The 16,316-nt window shown below is 72.2% G+C and carries 14 protein-coding genes; 9 read left to right on the top strand and 5 right to left on the bottom strand.

Annotated elements, in window-relative coordinates; all coding sequences use genetic code 11:
• Nucleotides 1-113: 113 nt before the first annotated feature.
• Nucleotides 114-1,229 (top strand): glycosyltransferase, encoded by a 1,116-nt coding sequence (locus tag IF12_RS23410; protein WP_081913807.1) that lies wholly within the window; start codon nt 114-116, stop codon nt 1,227-1,229.
• On the opposite strand, the gene IF12_RS0120720 is transcribed toward IF12_RS23410, so the two are convergent.
• Both IF12_RS0120720 and IF12_RS0120715 read right to left on the bottom strand, forming a co-directional pair.
• Nucleotides 1,146-2,612: a glycosyltransferase family 2 protein gene (locus IF12_RS0120720; protein ID WP_081913806.1), complete on the bottom strand. Its 1,467-nt coding sequence runs from the start codon at nt 2,610-2,612 to the stop codon at nt 1,146-1,148. The genes IF12_RS23410 and IF12_RS0120720 overlap by 84 nt on opposite strands.
• On the bottom strand, nt 2,609-4,015 hold the full coding sequence (locus IF12_RS0120715) for a glycosyltransferase family 2 protein (protein WP_051704690.1): 1,407 nt from the start codon (nt 4,013-4,015) through the stop codon (nt 2,609-2,611). The genes IF12_RS0120720 and IF12_RS0120715 overlap by 4 nt, the downstream gene beginning before the upstream one ends.
• A 259-nt stretch (nt 4,016-4,274) precedes the next feature.
• On the opposite strand from IF12_RS0120715, the gene IF12_RS0120710 reads away from it, so the two are divergent.
• From IF12_RS0120710 to IF12_RS0120690, 5 genes are all read left to right on the top strand, one after another.
• Entirely contained in the window at nt 4,275-6,815 is a 2,541-nt protein-coding gene (locus tag IF12_RS0120710; RefSeq protein ID WP_030161886.1) for a glycosyltransferase family A protein, read from the top strand.
• Entirely contained in the window at nt 6,812-7,138 is a 327-nt protein-coding gene (locus IF12_RS0120705) for a hypothetical protein (protein ID WP_030161884.1), read from the top strand. The genes IF12_RS0120710 and IF12_RS0120705 overlap by 4 nt, the downstream gene beginning before the upstream one ends.
• Before the next feature lie 126 nt (nt 7,139-7,264).
• Nucleotides 7,265-8,119: an ABC transporter ATP-binding protein gene (locus IF12_RS0120700; RefSeq protein WP_030161882.1), complete on the top strand. Its 855-nt coding sequence runs from the start codon at nt 7,265-7,267 to the stop codon at nt 8,117-8,119.
• Complete coding sequence (locus IF12_RS0120695) at nt 8,116-10,101, top strand: CDP-alcohol phosphatidyltransferase family protein (RefSeq protein WP_051704689.1); 1,986 nt, start codon at nt 8,116-8,118, stop codon at nt 10,099-10,101. Before IF12_RS0120700 ends, IF12_RS0120695 begins: the two co-directional genes overlap by 4 nt.
• Nucleotides 10,102-10,207: 106 nt before the next feature.
• Nucleotides 10,208-10,672 carry a hypothetical protein gene (locus IF12_RS0120690; RefSeq protein ID WP_133884430.1) on the top strand — a complete coding sequence of 155 codons (465 nt, stop codon included), beginning with the start codon at nt 10,208-10,210 and terminating at the stop codon, nt 10,670-10,672.
• A 128-nt stretch (nt 10,673-10,800) separates the two neighbouring features.
• Here IF12_RS0120690 and IF12_RS0120685 read toward each other — a convergent pair whose 3' ends face one another.
• Nucleotides 10,801-11,700 carry a polysaccharide deacetylase family protein gene (locus tag IF12_RS0120685; RefSeq protein WP_166659628.1) on the bottom strand — a complete coding sequence of 300 codons (900 nt, stop codon included), beginning with the start codon at nt 11,698-11,700 and terminating at the stop codon, nt 10,801-10,803.
• Between the two features lie 79 nt (nt 11,701-11,779).
• Here IF12_RS0120685 and IF12_RS0120680 point away from each other — a divergent pair, with 79 nt between their 5' ends.
• A complete protein-coding gene (locus IF12_RS0120680; RefSeq protein ID WP_030161875.1) occupies nt 11,780-12,364 on the top strand; it encodes a UbiX family flavin prenyltransferase in 585 nt (194 codons plus the stop codon).
• A gap of 3 nt (nt 12,365-12,367) precedes the next feature.
• The gene (locus tag IF12_RS0120675; RefSeq protein ID WP_030161873.1) at nt 12,368-12,751 is read left to right on the top strand and encodes a hypothetical protein; all 384 of its coding nucleotides are present in this window, start codon (nt 12,368-12,370) and stop codon (nt 12,749-12,751) included.
• A gap of 184 nt (nt 12,752-12,935) precedes the next feature.
• Here IF12_RS0120675 and IF12_RS0120670 read toward each other — a convergent pair whose 3' ends face one another.
• Nucleotides 12,936-14,330 (bottom strand): UDP-glucose/GDP-mannose dehydrogenase family protein, encoded by a 1,395-nt coding sequence (locus tag IF12_RS0120670; RefSeq protein WP_081913803.1) that lies wholly within the window; start codon nt 14,328-14,330, stop codon nt 12,936-12,938.
• Nucleotides 14,331-14,674: 344 nt separating this feature from the next.
• Between IF12_RS0120670 and IF12_RS0120665 the strand changes: the two genes are divergently transcribed.
• Complete coding sequence (locus IF12_RS0120665) at nt 14,675-15,841, top strand: acyl-CoA dehydrogenase family protein (RefSeq protein WP_030161869.1); 1,167 nt, start codon at nt 14,675-14,677, stop codon at nt 15,839-15,841.
• Nucleotides 15,842-15,917: 76 nt separating this feature from the next.
• On the opposite strand, the gene IF12_RS0120660 is transcribed toward IF12_RS0120665, so the two are convergent.
• Nucleotides 15,918-16,313, bottom strand: a complete 396-nt coding sequence (locus IF12_RS0120660) for a hypothetical protein (protein ID WP_030161867.1) — start codon at nt 16,311-16,313, stop codon at nt 15,918-15,920.
• Nucleotides 16,314-16,316 lie beyond the last annotated feature (3 nt).

Raw genomic sequence — 16,316 nt, 5'->3', positions numbered from 1 at the left:
CGGAATGATTCGCGGAATCGGCCCTTGTAGTGTGCGAACGCCTGATTCGCGGCGTGACCTGGGTCCTATTCGCCGGTCAGTGCGGGTGTGCCCGCGGGGCTACCATCGATGTCATGCCCTCATTGAGCATCGTCATCCCCGTCTACGAGGCCGAGGACTACCTCGCCGGTTGCCTCGACACCATCGTGGGCGGCGAGGAAGACCGGCTCGAGATCGTCGTCGTCGACGACTGCTCGCCCGACGGCTCCCGCGCCGTCGCCGAGCGCTACGCCGAGGGCGACCGGCGGATCCGCATCGTCTCGACCCCGCGGAACGCCGGCTCGGGCCCGGCCCGCAACTTCGGCCTCGCCCAGGCCTCGGGCGACTACGTCTGGTTCGTGGACGCCGACGACGAGCTCAAGCCCGGCGCGGTCGACCGCGTGCTCAAGGCCGTCACCGTCGCCGAGGCGCCCGACGTGGTCCTCGTCCAGCACGAGAAGGTCCGCGACATCGGCGCGCCCTCGGGCGAGATCGTCGAGATCGGGGAACTCGCCGACCTCGCCGCGCACTGCCCCGCCGACCCGGACGGGTTCACCCTCGCCGAGTGGCCCCAGATCGTCGACTACACCCACACCCCGTGGACCAAGGTCTCCCGCCGCGGCTTCCTCACCGGCATCGACCTCGACTTCCCCACCGGCTGGTACACCGACATCCCCTGGACCTATGGCCTGCTGCGCCGCGCCGAGCGCATCGCGGTGGTCACCGAATGCTGCTACCAGTGGCGCCAGCGCGCCGGCTCCTCCATCACCCGCACCCGCGACGACCGCCACTTCGACGTGTTCACCCAGTGGCAGCGCACCTGGGACGACCTCGAAGGCGTCGACGACGAGGGCGTCCGCGTCGCCTTGTTCAACCACATGGTCTGGCACCTGCTGCTGGTCATCGGCAACACCGAGCGGGTCGACCCGAAGAAGCGCCGCGAGTTCTTCCGCCGCACCTCGGAGCTGTACCGCCGCTACCACCCCGGTCCGGACGCCTGGAGTCCCGCCGAGGGCGTCACCGGTCTCAAGCAGCGGCTCCTGGCCGCCCGCGCCTATCTCGGTTACGAGGCGCTGCGCCAGGTGTACCGGCTGTCCAAGCGGGTGCGGCGCACCGGCGGCGCCGAGTCAGCGCCCGAGCGCGCGGCGCAGGATGCCTCGGGCTTTGCCGCCCAGCCCCTCGCCGGACCCGGCAGGGTCACCCGCTCCTGAAGGGGAGGCGCCGAAGGCCGTCACGAGCGGTCCGGCGACGATCCGCTCGTATCCCCACACCGCGTCGATCGGGACGCCCAGGTGCGCGGCCCGCGCGGCGGCGGCGGTGCGCTCCAGGCGGACCGTGCCTTCGGGGAGCATGACTTCGACCAGGCCGAGGCGGCGTTCGTTGGCGTGGGCGACCAGTGCGGCGATCGCGTCCGGTGACGGCGTGGCGGCCGGGGGCACTTCGATCCGGTAGGGCGCGTCCTTGGCGGGCGGTGCGGTTCGGGCGAACCGGACGCGGCCCTCGCCTTTGAAGGACTCCATGAGCAGTCGCGCTTCGAAGTGCGGGTCGTCAAGGGGCGCATGGCGTCTGGTTTCTGGTTCGGGCCATTCGCCGGTGAGCGTCACGCGGAGGTCCGGGGTGGTCCCGGTCAGCAGTGCGTCCACACAGGATTGGACTCCGGTCCCGGCTGCGACGGTGACGTCGGCGAGCGGGGTGTCCCAGTTCCGGTTCGCCCTGGGCCGCTTGAGGTCCAGTTCGGGGACCCGGTTGGCGATCCGCGGGGCCCGGTAGCGTTTGGCGAGGTCGCCGCGCACGCTGATCTGGCGCGGGCCGAGGTGCCAGGCGGAGGAGTCGGCGTCGGGCACGAACACGGCTCCGGCCTGGTGGAGCCGGTAGCCGAAGACGGTGTCGGAGCCGAAGACCATGTCGGCGTCCATGCCGCCGGCGGCCTCGTATAGGCGCCGGTGGACCGAGAACGTGGCTCCGACGAGGACCCGGAACGCCCGGTGGTCGGATTCGCGCAGTCCGGCCGTCGCGTCGATGATCCGTTCGATCCATTGGGGCTCTGCGGTGTCGGCGTCGTAGAGTTCGGCGGCCTTCCCGGCCTGCACCGCGGCGAACACCGCTCCGGGGTCGAGGTCGCCGGCGCGGTAGTCCACGAACCGCTTGTGGCCCAGGACGGCCAGGTAGTCGGCGGCGTGGTGCCAGCGCATCTGCGCCTCGACGTGGTCGTCGAAGACCAGCATGTCCGAGTCCAGGCGCAGGACGACATCACCTTCGCTCTGCGCCACACCGGAGTTCGTGGCGTGGGCCGAGGCCCAGCCGTCTGGCAGCGGTGCGACGATCCGCGTCTCGTCGGGGCGGATGTCGGGCAGTCGCAGGGGCGGCGCGGTGCCGTCGTCGACGACGAGGACCTCCAGCAGTTCGGCCGGATAGGTCTGCGCGGCGAGGGAGGCGAGGGTGGCGTCGAGTTTGTCCTGGTGGCCGTGCGCGGGGATCACGACGCTGACGCGCAGGCGCGGCCGCCATGCGCCGGTGGGCCGTTCGAGCGGCCCGTAGTCGTTGCCGCGCAGGACCGGGCCGTTCGCGCCGGTGTTCGCAGTGTCCATGATCATCGCTTGAGGAGGGCGCGCAGGCGGGCGCGTTGGCGGGCGTTGAGGAACCGGCGCGCGAGCCGTCGGGCGGGGTCGGCGGCGGGGGGCGTGAACACGGTCGCGCCGGGTTCGGTCTCGGCGAGGCCGCTGTACTGCGCGGCGCCCCAGATCCCGGCCACGACCTGGTCGAGGTCGGGGCCACCGGTGATGTGGCGGGCGCGGGAGAACGCGGCGGTCCGCTCCAGCCGGGCGGGCGGGCCGTCTTCGAGCGCGGCGAGGACCAGTCCGGCGTCGACGCGTTCCATCGTCGCCAGCATCTTGCCGATGCTCTTGGGCCCCAGCGGGATCGGTTTGGGCAGCACCAGCCGGTAGGGCACGGCGGGGTCGGGTTCGGGGCGTTCGGGGCGCAGTCGCACGCGCGCTTCGCCCTCGTAGAGCTCCTCGACGAGGCGCTGCTGCGCGCCGTCGCCGGCGAGGATCGAGGCGCGGTCCTGGGGCGCGGGGCCGTGGCCGGTGACGAGGGTGAAGCGGGCGTCGCCGTCGGGGCCGCCGAGGACCGGTGCGACGCAGGCGTCCACGTCGGCCGCGGTGGCGCCGTCGACGTCGATCACGATGTCGACCAGGGGGACTCGCCAGGCGCGCGGCGGCGCGGTGCGGCGCATCCCGTGCAGCGGCACCCGCTGCGCGATGTGCGGGACCCGCTGGCGGCGGCCCTCGTCCTCCTTGTGCTGCATCTGGGGGATGCCCAGATGCCATGCGGAGGAGGCGGTCTCGGGCACGAACACGGCGCCCGCCTGCGCGAGGCGGTAGGCGAACTCGGTGTCCGATCCCAGGCGCAGGTCGGTGTCGAGGCCGCCGACGGTCTTGAAGAAGTCGCGGTGCACCGATCCGGTGGCGCCGATGAAGACCCGGTAGTTCCCGGGGTGGTGGGCGGTGAGGCCGTCGGAGTCGGCGATGACCTTCTCGATCCAGTGGGGGCTGGACTCCTCGACGGCGAACAGGGCCGCGGCCTCGCCGTAGGCGACCTTCTCGTGGACCTGCTCGGGGCTCATGAGGCCCGCCTCCCAGCGGACGAACCGCTTGTGGCCGAGGACCGCCAGGTAGTCGGCGGCGTGGTGCCAGCGCATCTGCGCCTCGACGTGGTCGCCGAAGGCCACCATGTCGGCGTCGAGGCGCAGAACGACCTCGCCTTCGGCGTGGCCGGCGCCGGTGTTGACCGCGTGCGCCGAACCCCAGGACTCGGGGGTGGAGGCGATGAGCCGGGTGTGCTCGGGGCGCAGTTCGGGCAGTCGCAGCGGCGGCTCGGAGCCGTCGTCGACGACGAGGACCTCCATGAGGTTCGACGGGTACGTTTGCGCGGCGAGCGCCGCCAGGGCGAGGTCGAGCTTCTCCTGGCCGCCGTAGGCCGGCACGACGACGCTCACTGCGAGACTCGGCTGCCATTCGGCCGAATTCGGCGGGTGGAGCGCCCTATAGTCGTTGCGGACAATGCGCGGGCGTTTCGGTGAGTCGTTCATTTCGTTCTCACGATATCCCGGTCGCGATCACGAGGATTGACCGGCTTCCCAGTTCAACATCTGTTTACGCAGGTGAGGGTCTCTGTTCGCATTCAATTCAACTCTATTGCCATTCGGCGGGCGAAGATCTGGGCGGAATGCAACCTGGAGATGAACGCACTTGACGATGCCAGCTTACGAGACCGAGCGCTATCCGGTCCGCCTCCTCGACGACTACCTGGCGAAGGCGACGGGACGGCGGGCGAGCGCGCCGGTCGCGACCGCGCTGCGCACCCGCTCGCCGGGCGCGCGGCATCTGCTCGTGCGGGCGGTCGGCGACGGCCTCGCGCTCCCCGACCTGCTCGACGCCGCGCGCTCGGGCTCGGCCCGCGGCCTCGCCGCCCGGCCGCGTCCGGGGGCGCTGCGCGACCTGGCCCGGGTCGTCGGCCTCCAGTCCGGCGGCGAGGAGGACCGGCGCGACGCGGTCGCGCTCTACGACCTCGCCTTGGACCTGGACGGGCCGCGGCGCGTCGCGCCCCGCGACGCCGCCGTCCACGCGCAGCTCGCCTACGCCCTCGGGGACCTCTCGAAGGCCCGGCGGCTGCTGCGCCGCTACGGTCGGCGCACGGCCCCCCTGGAGCGCGCCGCGCTCCTGACCGACCTGGAGCATCCGCGGCACGGCGGTGACGAACGCGACTGGCTGCGCCGCCTCGGCGCGCTCTGCGGCCACCCCGAACTGCGGCTCCTCCCGGCCGACGAGGCCCGCGACGGCGCTGCCGACACTGCCGCCGACACCGTTCCCTGGTTCGACCGCCTCAGCGCCGCTCCCGGTCCTCGCGTCGCGTCGGGTCCGAAGGTCTCGGTGGTCATGACCGCCTACCGGCCCGACCGGGCCCTGCTCACCGCCGTCCGCTCCCTCACCGAGGGCACCTGGGCGAACCTCGAGGTCCTCGTCGTCGACGACGCCTCCGGTCCCGAATACGACGGGGTCCTCGACGCCGCCGCCGCGCTCGACGACCGCGTCCGCGTCATCCGCAAGAGCGTCAACGGCGGCACCTTCGCCGCCCGGAACACCGCGTTCGACGCCCTCACCGGGGAGTTCGTGACCGGCCTGGACGCCGACGACTGGGCCGCGCCCGGCCGCCTGGCCCGTTCGATCGCGCCGCTGCTGGCCGAACCGGACCTCCAGCTCACCTACGGCGAGGCGTTCCTGTTCAACGAGGACCTCACCGCCACCCGCCCCGGCCGCGTCCTCACCACCGCCTCGACCGCCTCGATGATGTTCCACCGCGCCGTTTTGGACCGGATCGGCTACTTCGACGAGGTCCGCAAGGGCGCCGACACCGAGTTCCTGCATCGGGTCTCGGCCGCGTTCGGCCCCGGCGCGGTGTGCCGCCTCGACGGCGTGCGCGACACGGTCATGCGCCAGGCCCCCGGCTCGCTCTCGCGCGAGGAGTTCGGGCCCGGCTGGAAGCACCCCTCCCGCCGCGCCTACCAGTCCGCCTATCCGCTGTGGCACCGGGCGATCAGCGCCGGCGAGGCCGACCCGTACCTGCCGCGCGAACCCGACCCGCGCCCGTTCTGGGCCCCCCGCCACGCCGCCGCGGCCCGCTCCGAACAGCGCCGGCGCCGTTTCGACGTGGTCTTCTGCCTCGACTGGCGGCCCTTCGGCGGACCCCAGAAGTCCACGATCGAGGAGATCCTGGCGCTGCGCGCCGAAGGCCTCGACGTGGCCGTCATGCACCTGGAGTCCTGGCGGCACATGACCGTCGAGGACCGCCCCATGTGCGAGCCGATCCAGCGGATGATCAACGACGGCACCGTCGACCAGGTCCTGGTCACCGACGACGTGGCCTGCGATCTGCTGATCCTGCGCTACCCGCCGATCCTCCAGTTCCGCACTGGCGAACGCTCGGCGGTGCGCCCGGCGCGGATGGTCGTGCTCGCCAACCAGGCCCCGGCCGAACGCGACGGCTCCGACATCCGCTACGAGCCCCGGGCCTGCCACGCCAACGCGACCGAGATGTTCGGCGTCGCGCCCCTGTGGGTCCCGCAGGGCCCCCAGGTCCGCGAGGCCCTCACGCCGACCCTCGACAGTGATGCGGGCGCGGAGCCGGGCCCGGGCGTCCTCGCCGACTTCGACATGCCCGGCATCCTCGACATCGCGGCGATCGCCCCGGCCCGCACTGGGTTCCGCTCCACTCTGCCCGTGGTCGGGCGCCACTCCCGCGACGACTGGACCAAATGGCCCACCGCCGCCGACCTCCCGCTGGTCTACCCCGGCGACGGCCATTGGGACGTGCGCGTCATGGGCGGGGTCAAGAGTGTCGCCCGCATCACCGGCCAGGCCCCGCCGCCCTCGTGGACCTGCTACGGCTTCAACGAGACCGACGTGGAGGCCTTCCTCTACCAACTCGACTTCTGGATCTACTTCCCGCACCCGTTGCAGTACGAGGCCTTCGGGCGGGCCGTCCTCGAAGCGCTCGCGGCAGGGTGCGTGACCGTCCTGCCCCCGCGCTTCGAGCCGACCTTCGGCGACGCCGCCCTCTACTGCGAACCATCCGAAGTGGTCAAAGTGGTGGAGGACCACCACGCCGACCTCGACCGGTTCCTCGCCCAGAGCGCCCTCGCCCAGCGGCGGGTGCGCGAGCGGTTCAGCCACGACTCCTACCGCACACTCGTCTCCGGCCTCCTGGCCGACGCCCGCGACCGAAAGCGCCAGCCTTGAAAACGAAGCTCAGAGCCCTCCACCGCCGCCTCGGCCGGCCCTCCGCGCTGCGCCTGGGCGCCGCCGCGGGCCCGGTCCTGGCCCTCGCTCTCGTCGCCCTCGCCGCCTGGGGCGACACCCGTGTCCTGTGGGCCGCCTCATCCCTGATGAGCCTGCTCACGCTCGCGGCCGTGGCCCTGGTGTGGAGCGAGACGCGCAAGGCCCGCGCCGAGGCCCGCGCCAGCGCCGAGCGCACCGAGTTCACCTACCGGAAGATCCTCGCCGCCTTCGAGGTCGAACGCCTCGCCGCCGAACGCCGCCACGACGCCCAGGCCGAGCGCTGAAGCGCCCCCGCCGCGTCGCGGGCCGCTCCGGGATCGGCCGTCATCTGGCCACCTCGGCCGGGCGGTAGTATTGGCGCGCCATCTGCAAGCCGCACAGCAACCACCTGTTCCGGGAGGGCCGCCCCCATGGAAGAGCCGATCATCCAGGCTCGCGACCTCGGGATCTGCTTCGCCAAAGGCAAGCAGAAGAAGGGCCGCGTCAAAGACCTCTTCGTGCGGCGCTCCGCCAACAAGAAGGGCGCCCAGCAGCAGGACTTCTGGCCGCTGCGCCACGTCGACTTCGACATCTTCCCCGGTGACGCGGTCGGCATCATCGGGCGCAACGGCACCGGCAAGTCCACGCTCCTGCGCCTGATCACCGGCGTGCTCATCCCCGACGAGGGCTACGTGCGCCGCGAGGGCCGCGTGGCCCCGCTCATCGCCCTGTCCGCCGGGTTCTCCGGCGACCTCACCGGCCGCGAGAACGTCAACCTCGTGGGCGCCCTGCACGGCATGAGCACCAAGGAGATCAAGTCGAAATTCGACGAGATCGTCGACTTCTCCGAGCTCGAGGACTTCATCGACACCCCCGTCAAGCACTACTCCTCGGGCATGAAGGTCCGCCTCGGCTTCGGGGTCATCACCCAGCTGCCGCACCCGATCCTGCTGGTCGACGAGGCGCTCGCCGTCGGCGACGCCGCCTTCAAGCGCAAGTGCCAGGCCGTCATCGCCGGCCTGCTCAAGGAGGGCCGGACCCTCGTGTTCGTCTCCCACTCCGAGGGCGACCTGAAGAAGTACTGCAAGCGGGGGATCTTCCTCGACGCCGGCACCCTGGAGACCGACGGCACCGTCCAGGAGGCCCTCGACGCCTACAAGGCCGCCGAGAAGCGCGACGCGAAGGCCAAGGCCGACAAGAAGGCCGCCGCGAAGAAGGCCGCCGACGCCGCCAAGGCCAAGGCCGCACCCGCCCCGGTCCCCGGCCCCGCCGAGGCCACCGCGTGAGTCGAGCCGTCATCCTGCCGGCTCCGGGCGGTCACGCCGAGATCGAAGAGGACCGCACCGTCCTGGACCGGCTCATCGCGCAGATCCGCGAGGCCGGCTGCGACGACGTGACCGTCCTGGCCCGGCCCGGCGCGGACCGGCCCGTCAAGGCCGTCCAGATCGAGTCGGCCGATCCCGGCGCCGACCTGGCCCATCTCGGCGACCTCGCCTTCGCCGGCGAGGGCCCCCTGTTCGTCGCCTGCGCCGACCTCGTCGCCTCCCAGACCACCGTCGCCGCGGTCCTGTCGGACTCCTCGCGGCGCTCGGGCGTCCTCGTCGGCGCCGACGACCCGGCCGCCGCGCCCGTCGCGGTCGAACGCGGCCTCGTCACCGGCCCCGGGCCCGGCCCGACCCGCCTCGGCGGGCTCGCCAAGGTCTCCGCGGCCCACCTCGCGCGCCTCAAACGCCACTGGCCCCGCCAAGGCGCCGTCCAGGACGCCTTCGAGGCGACCCTCGCCGCCCTCCACGCCCGCGCGATCCCCGTCAACGCCTACAAGACCGCCGGCCTGCCGCACCGCCAGGTCGCCGGCGCCGACGAGGCCCGCGAGGTCATCGCCGCGTTCGAAGCGGTCGACATGGACGCCTGGCGCCTCGCCAGCGCCGTCAAGCACGACGACGACCTCTTCGCGACCTACGCCGTCTCCACCTGGTCCCCGAAGCTCGTCAAGCTCGCCGCCCGGCTCGGCTGGACCCCCACCCCCATCACCTGGGTCTCCATCGCCCTCGCCATCGGCGCCGCCGCGATCTTCGCCACCGGCTGGTCGCCGTGGTACCTCGCGGCCGCGGCCCTGATGTACTTCAGCTTCGTCTTCGACTGCGTCGACGGCCAACTGGCCCGCTACACCCAGAACTTCTCCTCCTTCGGCGGCTGGCTCGACATGATGGCCGACCGCTCCAAGGAGTTCCTCATCTACGCCGGCCTCGCCGCCGGGGCCACCGCCGGCGGCGTCAGCGCCCCCCTCGCGTGGGGGCTCGCCATCGGCGCCATGGTCACCCAGACCGTGCGCCACACCGCCGACACCTGGTACGCCGTCCTGCTCGACACCGCCGTGGTCCGCCAGGCCCGCGAGCGGGAGTCGGCCCCGCCGGTCGGCCGCGCCGCCCACCTCGGCAGGCGCCTCGGCTCGGCCTCCGAGCAGGTCATGGGCGCCCACCGCACCCCCCTGTACTGGATCAAGCGGACCATCGTCGCCCCCGTCGGCGAACGCTGGCTCCTCCTCGCCGTCGGCGCCGTCGCCTTCGGCCCCGAGATCGCCCTCGGCGCCCTCCTGGCCTGGCAGCTACTCGCCCTCGCGTACACGACCGCCGGGCGCACCCTCAGGTCCCTGGCCGCCCGCACCGCCGCCCTGCGACGGCCCGACCGGGCCGCCCACCGCGACGACGGCCCCCTCGCCCGCCTGGTGCCGCGCAGCCCCGTCGGCGGCGACATGACGCCGCTCGCGGCCACCGCCGCCGGGGTGCTCAGCGCCGCCGCGGCCGTCCTCGCGGCCGCGCTCGCCGCTCCCGCGTGGGTCCCGTTCGGGCTCGCCGGGCTCGCCCTCGCGCTGGCCGTCTCGGTGGCCCGCACCGACCACGAGGGCCTGCTCGACTGGTTCATCCCCGCCGGGCTGCGCGCGGTCGAACTCGGCGTCATCGCCGCGGCCGGCCTCGTCGCCGCGGTCTCCTGGCCGGTCCTGTACGCGCTGCTGACGGTGATCAGCCTGTACTTCTACGACCTCGCCGCCGGGCTCGACAAGGCCGCCTCCCCGGTGGCCCGCCGCGGCCTCGGCCTCGGCTGGCCCGTCCGCAGCCTCATCGCCCTCGCCGCTTCGGCGATCGCGGTCGCCACCGGCCCGGCAGTGGCCACAGTGGTCTTCGGACTGCTCGCGGTGTACGTCGCGGCGGTCTTCGTCGGCGCGGTCGTGGCGGGAACCCTCAGGGCCTCCCGCGCCGCGGCGGCCTGAGGCCCGGCCGATCCGGCTCGGACTGTCAAGACTGTCAACCGAACTCGTTCGGGGCACATTGCCCGACAGGCGAGCGGCGCTGGCGTCCCGCGACTAAGGTGTACGTGTGCGCAGGTTTCGGTTCACGCGACTCGTGCTCGCCGCGGCCGTGATCGGGGCGGTGGGCGTCCTTTCGCTGCCTTGGCACGAGAACGAGGGCGGCCCGGCCGGCGACCCCGATGTGATTTCCCATGTGGACTGGACCAACGCCGACAAGTCCGACACGTGGCCCCCGGACGGCCCGACGCCGGGCCCGGGCTACGACGGCGACGGCAACGGCACCCCCGACGCCGAAGAAGACGGCAGTGGTGGCGACAACGGCGGGAACGGCGATGACGGTGGCGACGCCGGCCCGACCGGCGAGGCCGGTTCCCCCGGCACGAGCCGCAACGGCGGGGACCAGGACCGCAGCGAGTCCGGCGGCCTGCTCGATCTGGCCTTCCCCGTGCAGGCCGCGTTGAGCGTGGGCCTGCTCGGGCTCGCGTTCCTGGCGCTCCTGCCCGGCCGCCGGATGCCCGCCGACCTCCGCTGACGCCCCTTCGCAACGCCTGCCGCGAGGCGACCGGTCTCCACAGCGCTTGCCGCGAACAGCGCAGGCGTTCGCTCCTTCAGCGTTCGAGCCGATATGCCCGCCTCAGGGCCTGTCCGTGACGCCCTCTCTCACAGGCCGGTGTAGGCGTAGCCGCGCTTGTCGAACTCGTCGAGGATCGACCTCAGGGCCGCGCACATGTCCTCCTGGTTCGAGGCGCCGTCGTGCAGGAGCACGATCGCGCCCGGCTCGGTCTCGCTGAGCACGTGCTTCTCGATCTGGGCCCCGGTCGTCTTGTTGTCCCAGTCGGACGGGTCCACTGCCCAGTGCAGCGACTCCATGCCCAGGTCGGCGGCCACGGCGATCGCGCGCTCGGTCCACTGCCCGCCCGGGTGCCTGAAGTAGGCGACCTCGGCGCCCGGGGCCGCCTTGACGATCGCGTCGTTGGTGCGCTGGAGGTTCGCGCGGATCTCCGCCTCGCTCCACTTGCCGAGGTCGAACTCGTGGAACCACGCGTGGTTGCACAGGGTGTGCCCCTCGCGCGCGATGTCGGCGATGATCTCCGGGTACGCCTCGGCGTACGCGCCGATGACGCAGAAGACCGCCTTGATGCCCCGCTCGCGCAGCATCGCCAGCACCGTCGGCGTCCACTCGGGGGAGGGACCGTCGTCGAAGGTGAGCGCCACGGCGTCGGTGCCGGTGTGGTTGCGGGTCCCCAGCGGGCCGTCGTAGGTGTTGGAGGCCGGCTCGGCCTCGGGAGCGGGCGCGGACGATTCGGCCGAAGGCGAGACCGACTCGCTCGACGGCGCCGCCGACTCGTCCCCGGGCGCCCCTTCGACGCTCGTGTCCGCTCCGGTCTCGCCGCCCGAGGTCGTCTCCTCGCCCTCGCTCGCGGACGTCGGAGCGGCCGAGGCAGTAGGCTCGGTCGCGGTCAGGGTTCCCGAGGGCGGATCGCCGCCGTCGGGCCACACCCAGGCGAGCAGCAGCAGTGCGGCCGCTGCTGCCGCGATGCCGATTTTGTTGCGGCCCATCCGGTGATTGTAGGTGTCCTGTGCCACTGCGCAGGGGATTCGAGGCAGCGATGCGAGAGTGGAATTCGAGGGGGACGCCATGCGGCTCGTCGTCGGCATGACCGGGGCGACCGGCGCGGTCTTCGGCGTCCGCCTGCTCCAGGCGCTCCGCGAGATCGACGGCGTCGAGACCCATCTGGTCATGAGCCGGTGGGCGCGCACGACGCTGCGGCTGGAGACGCCGTTCAGCCCCGCCGAGGTGGCCGCGCTCGCCGACCACCACTGGGGGCCGGGGGAGCAGGCCGCGCCGATCTCCTCGGGGTCCTTCCGCACCGACGGGATGATCATCGCGCCGTGCTCGATGAAGACCGTCGCGGCGGTGCGCACCGGCTACACCGAGGGCCTGATCGGGCGCGCGGCGGACGTGACGCTCAAGGAGCGACGCCGCCTGGTGCTGCTGGCCCGCGAGAGCCCGCTCTCGGAGATCCACCTGGAGAACCTGCTGGCGCTCTCGCGGATGGGCGCGGTGGTGCTGCCGCCGGTGCCCGCCTTCTACAACCTTCCTGAGACGATCGACGACATCGTCGACCACGTCGTCGCCCGGACCCTCGACCAGTTCGGCCTCGAAAGCGCGAAAGCGAAGCGCTGGAAGGGCCTGGAGGGGCCCGGCGCAGAACAGGAGTAGCCGGTGGACACGTTGATGTGGGAGGCCAAGGCCGCCGAGGGGCGGGGCGCCGAACTGCTGCGGTGGATGCTGGACGAGGGGGTGCGCGCGATCGCCGACCCGCGGGTGCGGACCGAGGTCTTCGTCGCGGGCGACCGCGTCGTGGTGATCCTCGTCCGAGAAGGCGAAAGTGACGGCGCCGCAGAAGGCGCGGGCGAAGATACAGGCGCAGGCGCAGGCGCAGGCGCAGGCGCAGGCGCAGGCGGGGGCGCAGGCGCAGGCGGGGGCGCGGGCGAAGATGCTGGCGCTGGCGCAGGCGTCGCGAGGCGCCTTCCCGACCCTCCCGAAGAACTCATCGACCGGGCCCCCCACGCCTGGCCCTTCACCCGAGTCAACCTCGCGCCCTGATCGGACCGTAACGATGTCGGACCCCCGAGGCAGGGTTGTTGTCAGGGGTCTCGCGAATGTCCGTTTTGAAGGCTAAAGCCCGAAATGCTCGGTCTGAAATGACCGTCGCCCGTTCCCTTGAAACGACGAACCGCCCGGCGCGCTCAGCGCGCCGGGCGGTTCGGGGATTCGCGTCCAAGGGCCTTCAGCGGCCGATGCCCTTGTAGGCCCAGCCGTGCTTCGTCCACTGCTCGGGATCGAAGGCGTTCATGCCGTCCAGTATGCGCCGCTCGGCGACCTGCTGGCCCAGCGCTTCGGGGTCGAGGGTCCGGAACTCCTCCCACGGCACCATCGCGCACACCACGTCGGCGCCCGCCACCGCCTCCGCGAGGGTCTTCACGAAGCTCAGCTCCGGCGCGGCGGCCTTGGCGTTCTCCAGGCCTTCCGGGTCGTACACGACCACGTCGGCCCGCGCCGACCGCAGCCGCTGCGCGATCGCGAGCGCCGGCGAGTCGCGGATGTCGTCGGTGTCGGGCTTGAACGTCGCGCCCAGGTAGGCCACCCGCAGGCCCGACAGGTCCGGCCCGTTCGGGCCGGCGGTGCGCCCGACCAGGTCCGCGACGTGGCGCACGACCTGCGCGCGGCGCCGCGTGTTGACCGCGTCGACCTCGTCGAGGAACCGGAACGACTCGCCCACGCCCAGTTCCCCGGCGCGCGCCGACAGCGCCCGGATGTCCTTCGGCAGGCAGCCGCCGCCGAAGCCGATCCCGGCGCGCAGGAACCTGTTGCCGATGCGCTGGTCGTAGCCGATTGCCCGCGCCAGGTCGGCCACGTCGCCGCCGGTGACCTCGCACAGGTCGGCCATGGCGTTGATGAAGGAGATCTTCGTGGACAGGAACGCGTTCGCGGCGACCTTCACGAGTTCGGCCGTCGCCAGGTCGGTCTCGACCACCGGGACCTCGCGGTCCTCGACGGCGGCGAGTTCGAGGATGCCGCGGTGGACGTCCTTGAGCAGCTGGGAGGCCCACTCGGACTGCGCGGCGTAGACGATCCGGTTGGGGCGCAGCACGTCGTGCATCGCGTTCGACTCCTGGAGGAACTCCGGGCTCCAGCCGACCTCGACGCCCAGGTCCTCGGGGGTGTGGCGGTCCACCAGCTCCTGGACCCAGGAGGCGGTGCCCACCGGCACGGTGGACTTGCCGACGATGAGGACCTTGCGGGTCAGGCGCCCGGCGAGGTCGATGACCGAGGACTCGATGTAGGAGAGGTCGGCGCCCGGCTCGCCCTTGCGCTGCGGGGTGCCCACGCAGATGAAGTGCACGTCGGCGAAGTCGGCGACGGACTGGAGGTCGGTGGTGAAGCGCAGGCGGCCGGTCTCGAGGTTCTTCTTGAGCAGCTCCGGCAGGCCAGGCTCGTGTATCGGGAGGGTGCCGGAGGCGAAGGCCTCGATCTTGGCGGTGTCGATGTCGTAACCGATCACCTCGTAACCCAGCTCCGCGAAGCAGATCGCGTAGGTCGCCCCGAGGTACCCGCATCCCAGGAAGGAGATGCGGGGCCGGGTGGTGGTGTTCTGCGAAGGGGTCTGGATCGCGTTGACCATCTGGTGAGTGCCTTGTCTGTGCTCGTCCGACGGCGCCCCGGTTGGCGGGGGCCTGGTTCGTGCGCGGCCCGGTCCTGCTGCGACCCGGCCAGGAGATGCGCCGCCGCTGCCGTGGGCGGCGCCGTTCGCGCGGCGGCCTCGAATTGTACGTGTATACGACCATGGCCTGCGCCATCGTATATTCAACTTCACGCATGAACGTCCTGTGACGTTGCGAAGAATCCGTGGAGAACTCACGGTGTCGCCGGTCACCGGGGCCCGGGCGGGTGGGCTACACTCGCCCTGTATTACCGACGAGTAACAACCACCGCGACGATAGCTGCGACAACCGCCGGGAGCCACCGATGTCCACCGGGTTCAGCCCATACCGCCTGCCAGAAGAGTACGACGACATCCGCTCCGCCACCCGCGAAGTGTGCGAGACCGGCGTCGCCCCCAACGCTGCCGAGGCCGACGCGACCGCGACCTTCCCCAAGGCCTCCTACGCCGCGCTCAAGGCCTCCGACCTCCACGCGCCCCACATCCCGGCCGAATACGGCGGCGCGGGCATCGACGCGCTCGGCACCGCGATCGTCATCGAGGAGGTCGCCCGCGCGTGCGCCTCCTCCTCGCTCATCCCGGCGGTCAACAAGCTCGGCTCGCTGCCGCTGCTGCTCGACGCCTCCGAGGACCTCAAGCGCCGCTACCTGCCGCCGGTGGCGGCGGGCGAGGCGATGTTCTCCTACTGCCTCTCCGAGCCCGAGGCGGGCTCGGACGCCGCCTCGATGACCACCCGCGCCGTCCGCGACGGCGACGAGTGGGTCCTCGACGGCGTCAAGCGCTGGATCACCAACGCGGGCGTCAGCGAGTTCTACACCGTCTTCGCCGTGACCGAACCGGGCGCGGGCGCCAAGGGCATCTCGGCGTTCGTCGTCGAGAAGGGCGACGCGGGCGTCTCCTTCGGCAAGCCCGAGAAGAAGCTCGGCATCAAGGGCTCCCCGACCGCCGAGGTCTACCTCGACTCGGTGCGCCTGCCCGCGGGCCGCCTCATCGGCGAAGCGGGCCAAGGCTTCTCGCTCGCGATGCGCACCCTCGACCACACCCGCGTCACCATCGCCGCGCAGGCCCTCGGCATCGCCCAGGGCGCGCTCGACGCCGCGACCGCCTACGCCGCCGAGCGCGAGCAGTTCGGCCGCCCGATCGCCGCGTTCCAGGGCGTCCAGTTCCTCCTCGCCGACGCGGCCATGAAGATCAGCGCCGCCCGCGAGCTCACCTACGCCGCCGCGGCCCGCTCCGAGCGCGGCGACGGCGATCTCACCTACTTCGGGGCCGCCGCCAAGTGCTTCGCCTCGGACGCGGCCATGCAGATCACCACCGACATGGTCCAGGTCCTCGGCGGCTACGGCTACACCCAGGACTTCCCGCTCGAACGCATGATGCGCGACGCCAAGATCACCCAGATCTACGAGGGCACCAACCAGGTCCAGCGCATCGTCATCGCCCGCGAACTCCAGCGCGGCAACGCGTTCTAGGGCGTGTCGGATCGCGACCGAAGAGGGCCGGGCGGCCGCCCGGCCCTCTTCGCCACGCCGCCGCCGGCAGGGGGCTTCAGATTCGCCTGCGCCAGGCCACGACCGCGGCGACCGCGAAGGCCGACGCGGCGGCCGAGGACAGGAACACGAGCGGGTTGACCCAGAACGGCACGAGCTGAACCGTCCTTTCGGAGCAGGTCAGTTTGCCGCTGATCGGGAACGAGGATTCCCGATAGCCGACGAAGGACCCGGCGCCTTCGTAGGACGAGCACAGCTCGTCCACTTCGAAACGGAACAGGCTCAGCGTCCCCGCGTCGTAGGCGAGTATCGCGACGCAGAGCGAGCCGAGCGCCACCGCCGCGAAGACCGTGCTCCGAGGCGCGCGAACCCCTTGCCGCCGGTTGCGGGCACCGGCGATGAGCAGGGCGATGAGCACCGCGACCGCGATAGGGCACCCCAGGAACGTGAACACCGC

The organism is Glycomyces sp. NRRL B-16210, assembly GCF_000719515.1.
Taxonomy (GTDB): Bacteria; Actinomycetota; Actinomycetes; order Mycobacteriales; family Micromonosporaceae; genus Glycomyces.
This window is presented reverse-complemented; position numbering and strand designations above follow the sequence as displayed.

What these genes read in the sequence shown, in the direction of transcription:
- IF12_RS0120710 (WP_030161886.1), top strand. Translation starts at nt 4,275, where the DNA reads ATGCCAGCTTACGAGACCGAGCGCTATCCGGTCCGCCTCCTCGACGAC.
- IF12_RS0120720 (WP_081913806.1), bottom strand. Translation starts at nt 2,612, where the DNA reads ATGATCATGGACACTGCGAACACCGGCGCGAACGGCCCGGTCCTGCGC.
- IF12_RS0120685 (WP_166659628.1), bottom strand. Translation starts at nt 11,700, where the DNA reads ATGGGCCGCAACAAAATCGGCATCGCGGCAGCAGCGGCCGCACTGCTG.
- IF12_RS23410 (WP_081913807.1), top strand. Translation starts at nt 114, where the DNA reads ATGCCCTCATTGAGCATCGTCATCCCCGTCTACGAGGCCGAGGACTAC.
- IF12_RS0120680 (WP_030161875.1), top strand. Translation starts at nt 11,780, where the DNA reads ATGCGGCTCGTCGTCGGCATGACCGGGGCGACCGGCGCGGTCTTCGGC.
- IF12_RS0120700 (WP_030161882.1), top strand. Translation starts at nt 7,265, where the DNA reads ATGGAAGAGCCGATCATCCAGGCTCGCGACCTCGGGATCTGCTTCGCC.
- IF12_RS0120665 (WP_030161869.1), top strand. Translation starts at nt 14,675, where the DNA reads ATGTCCACCGGGTTCAGCCCATACCGCCTGCCAGAAGAGTACGACGAC.
- IF12_RS0120670 (WP_081913803.1), bottom strand. Translation starts at nt 14,330, where the DNA reads ATGGTCAACGCGATCCAGACCCCTTCGCAGAACACCACCACCCGGCCC.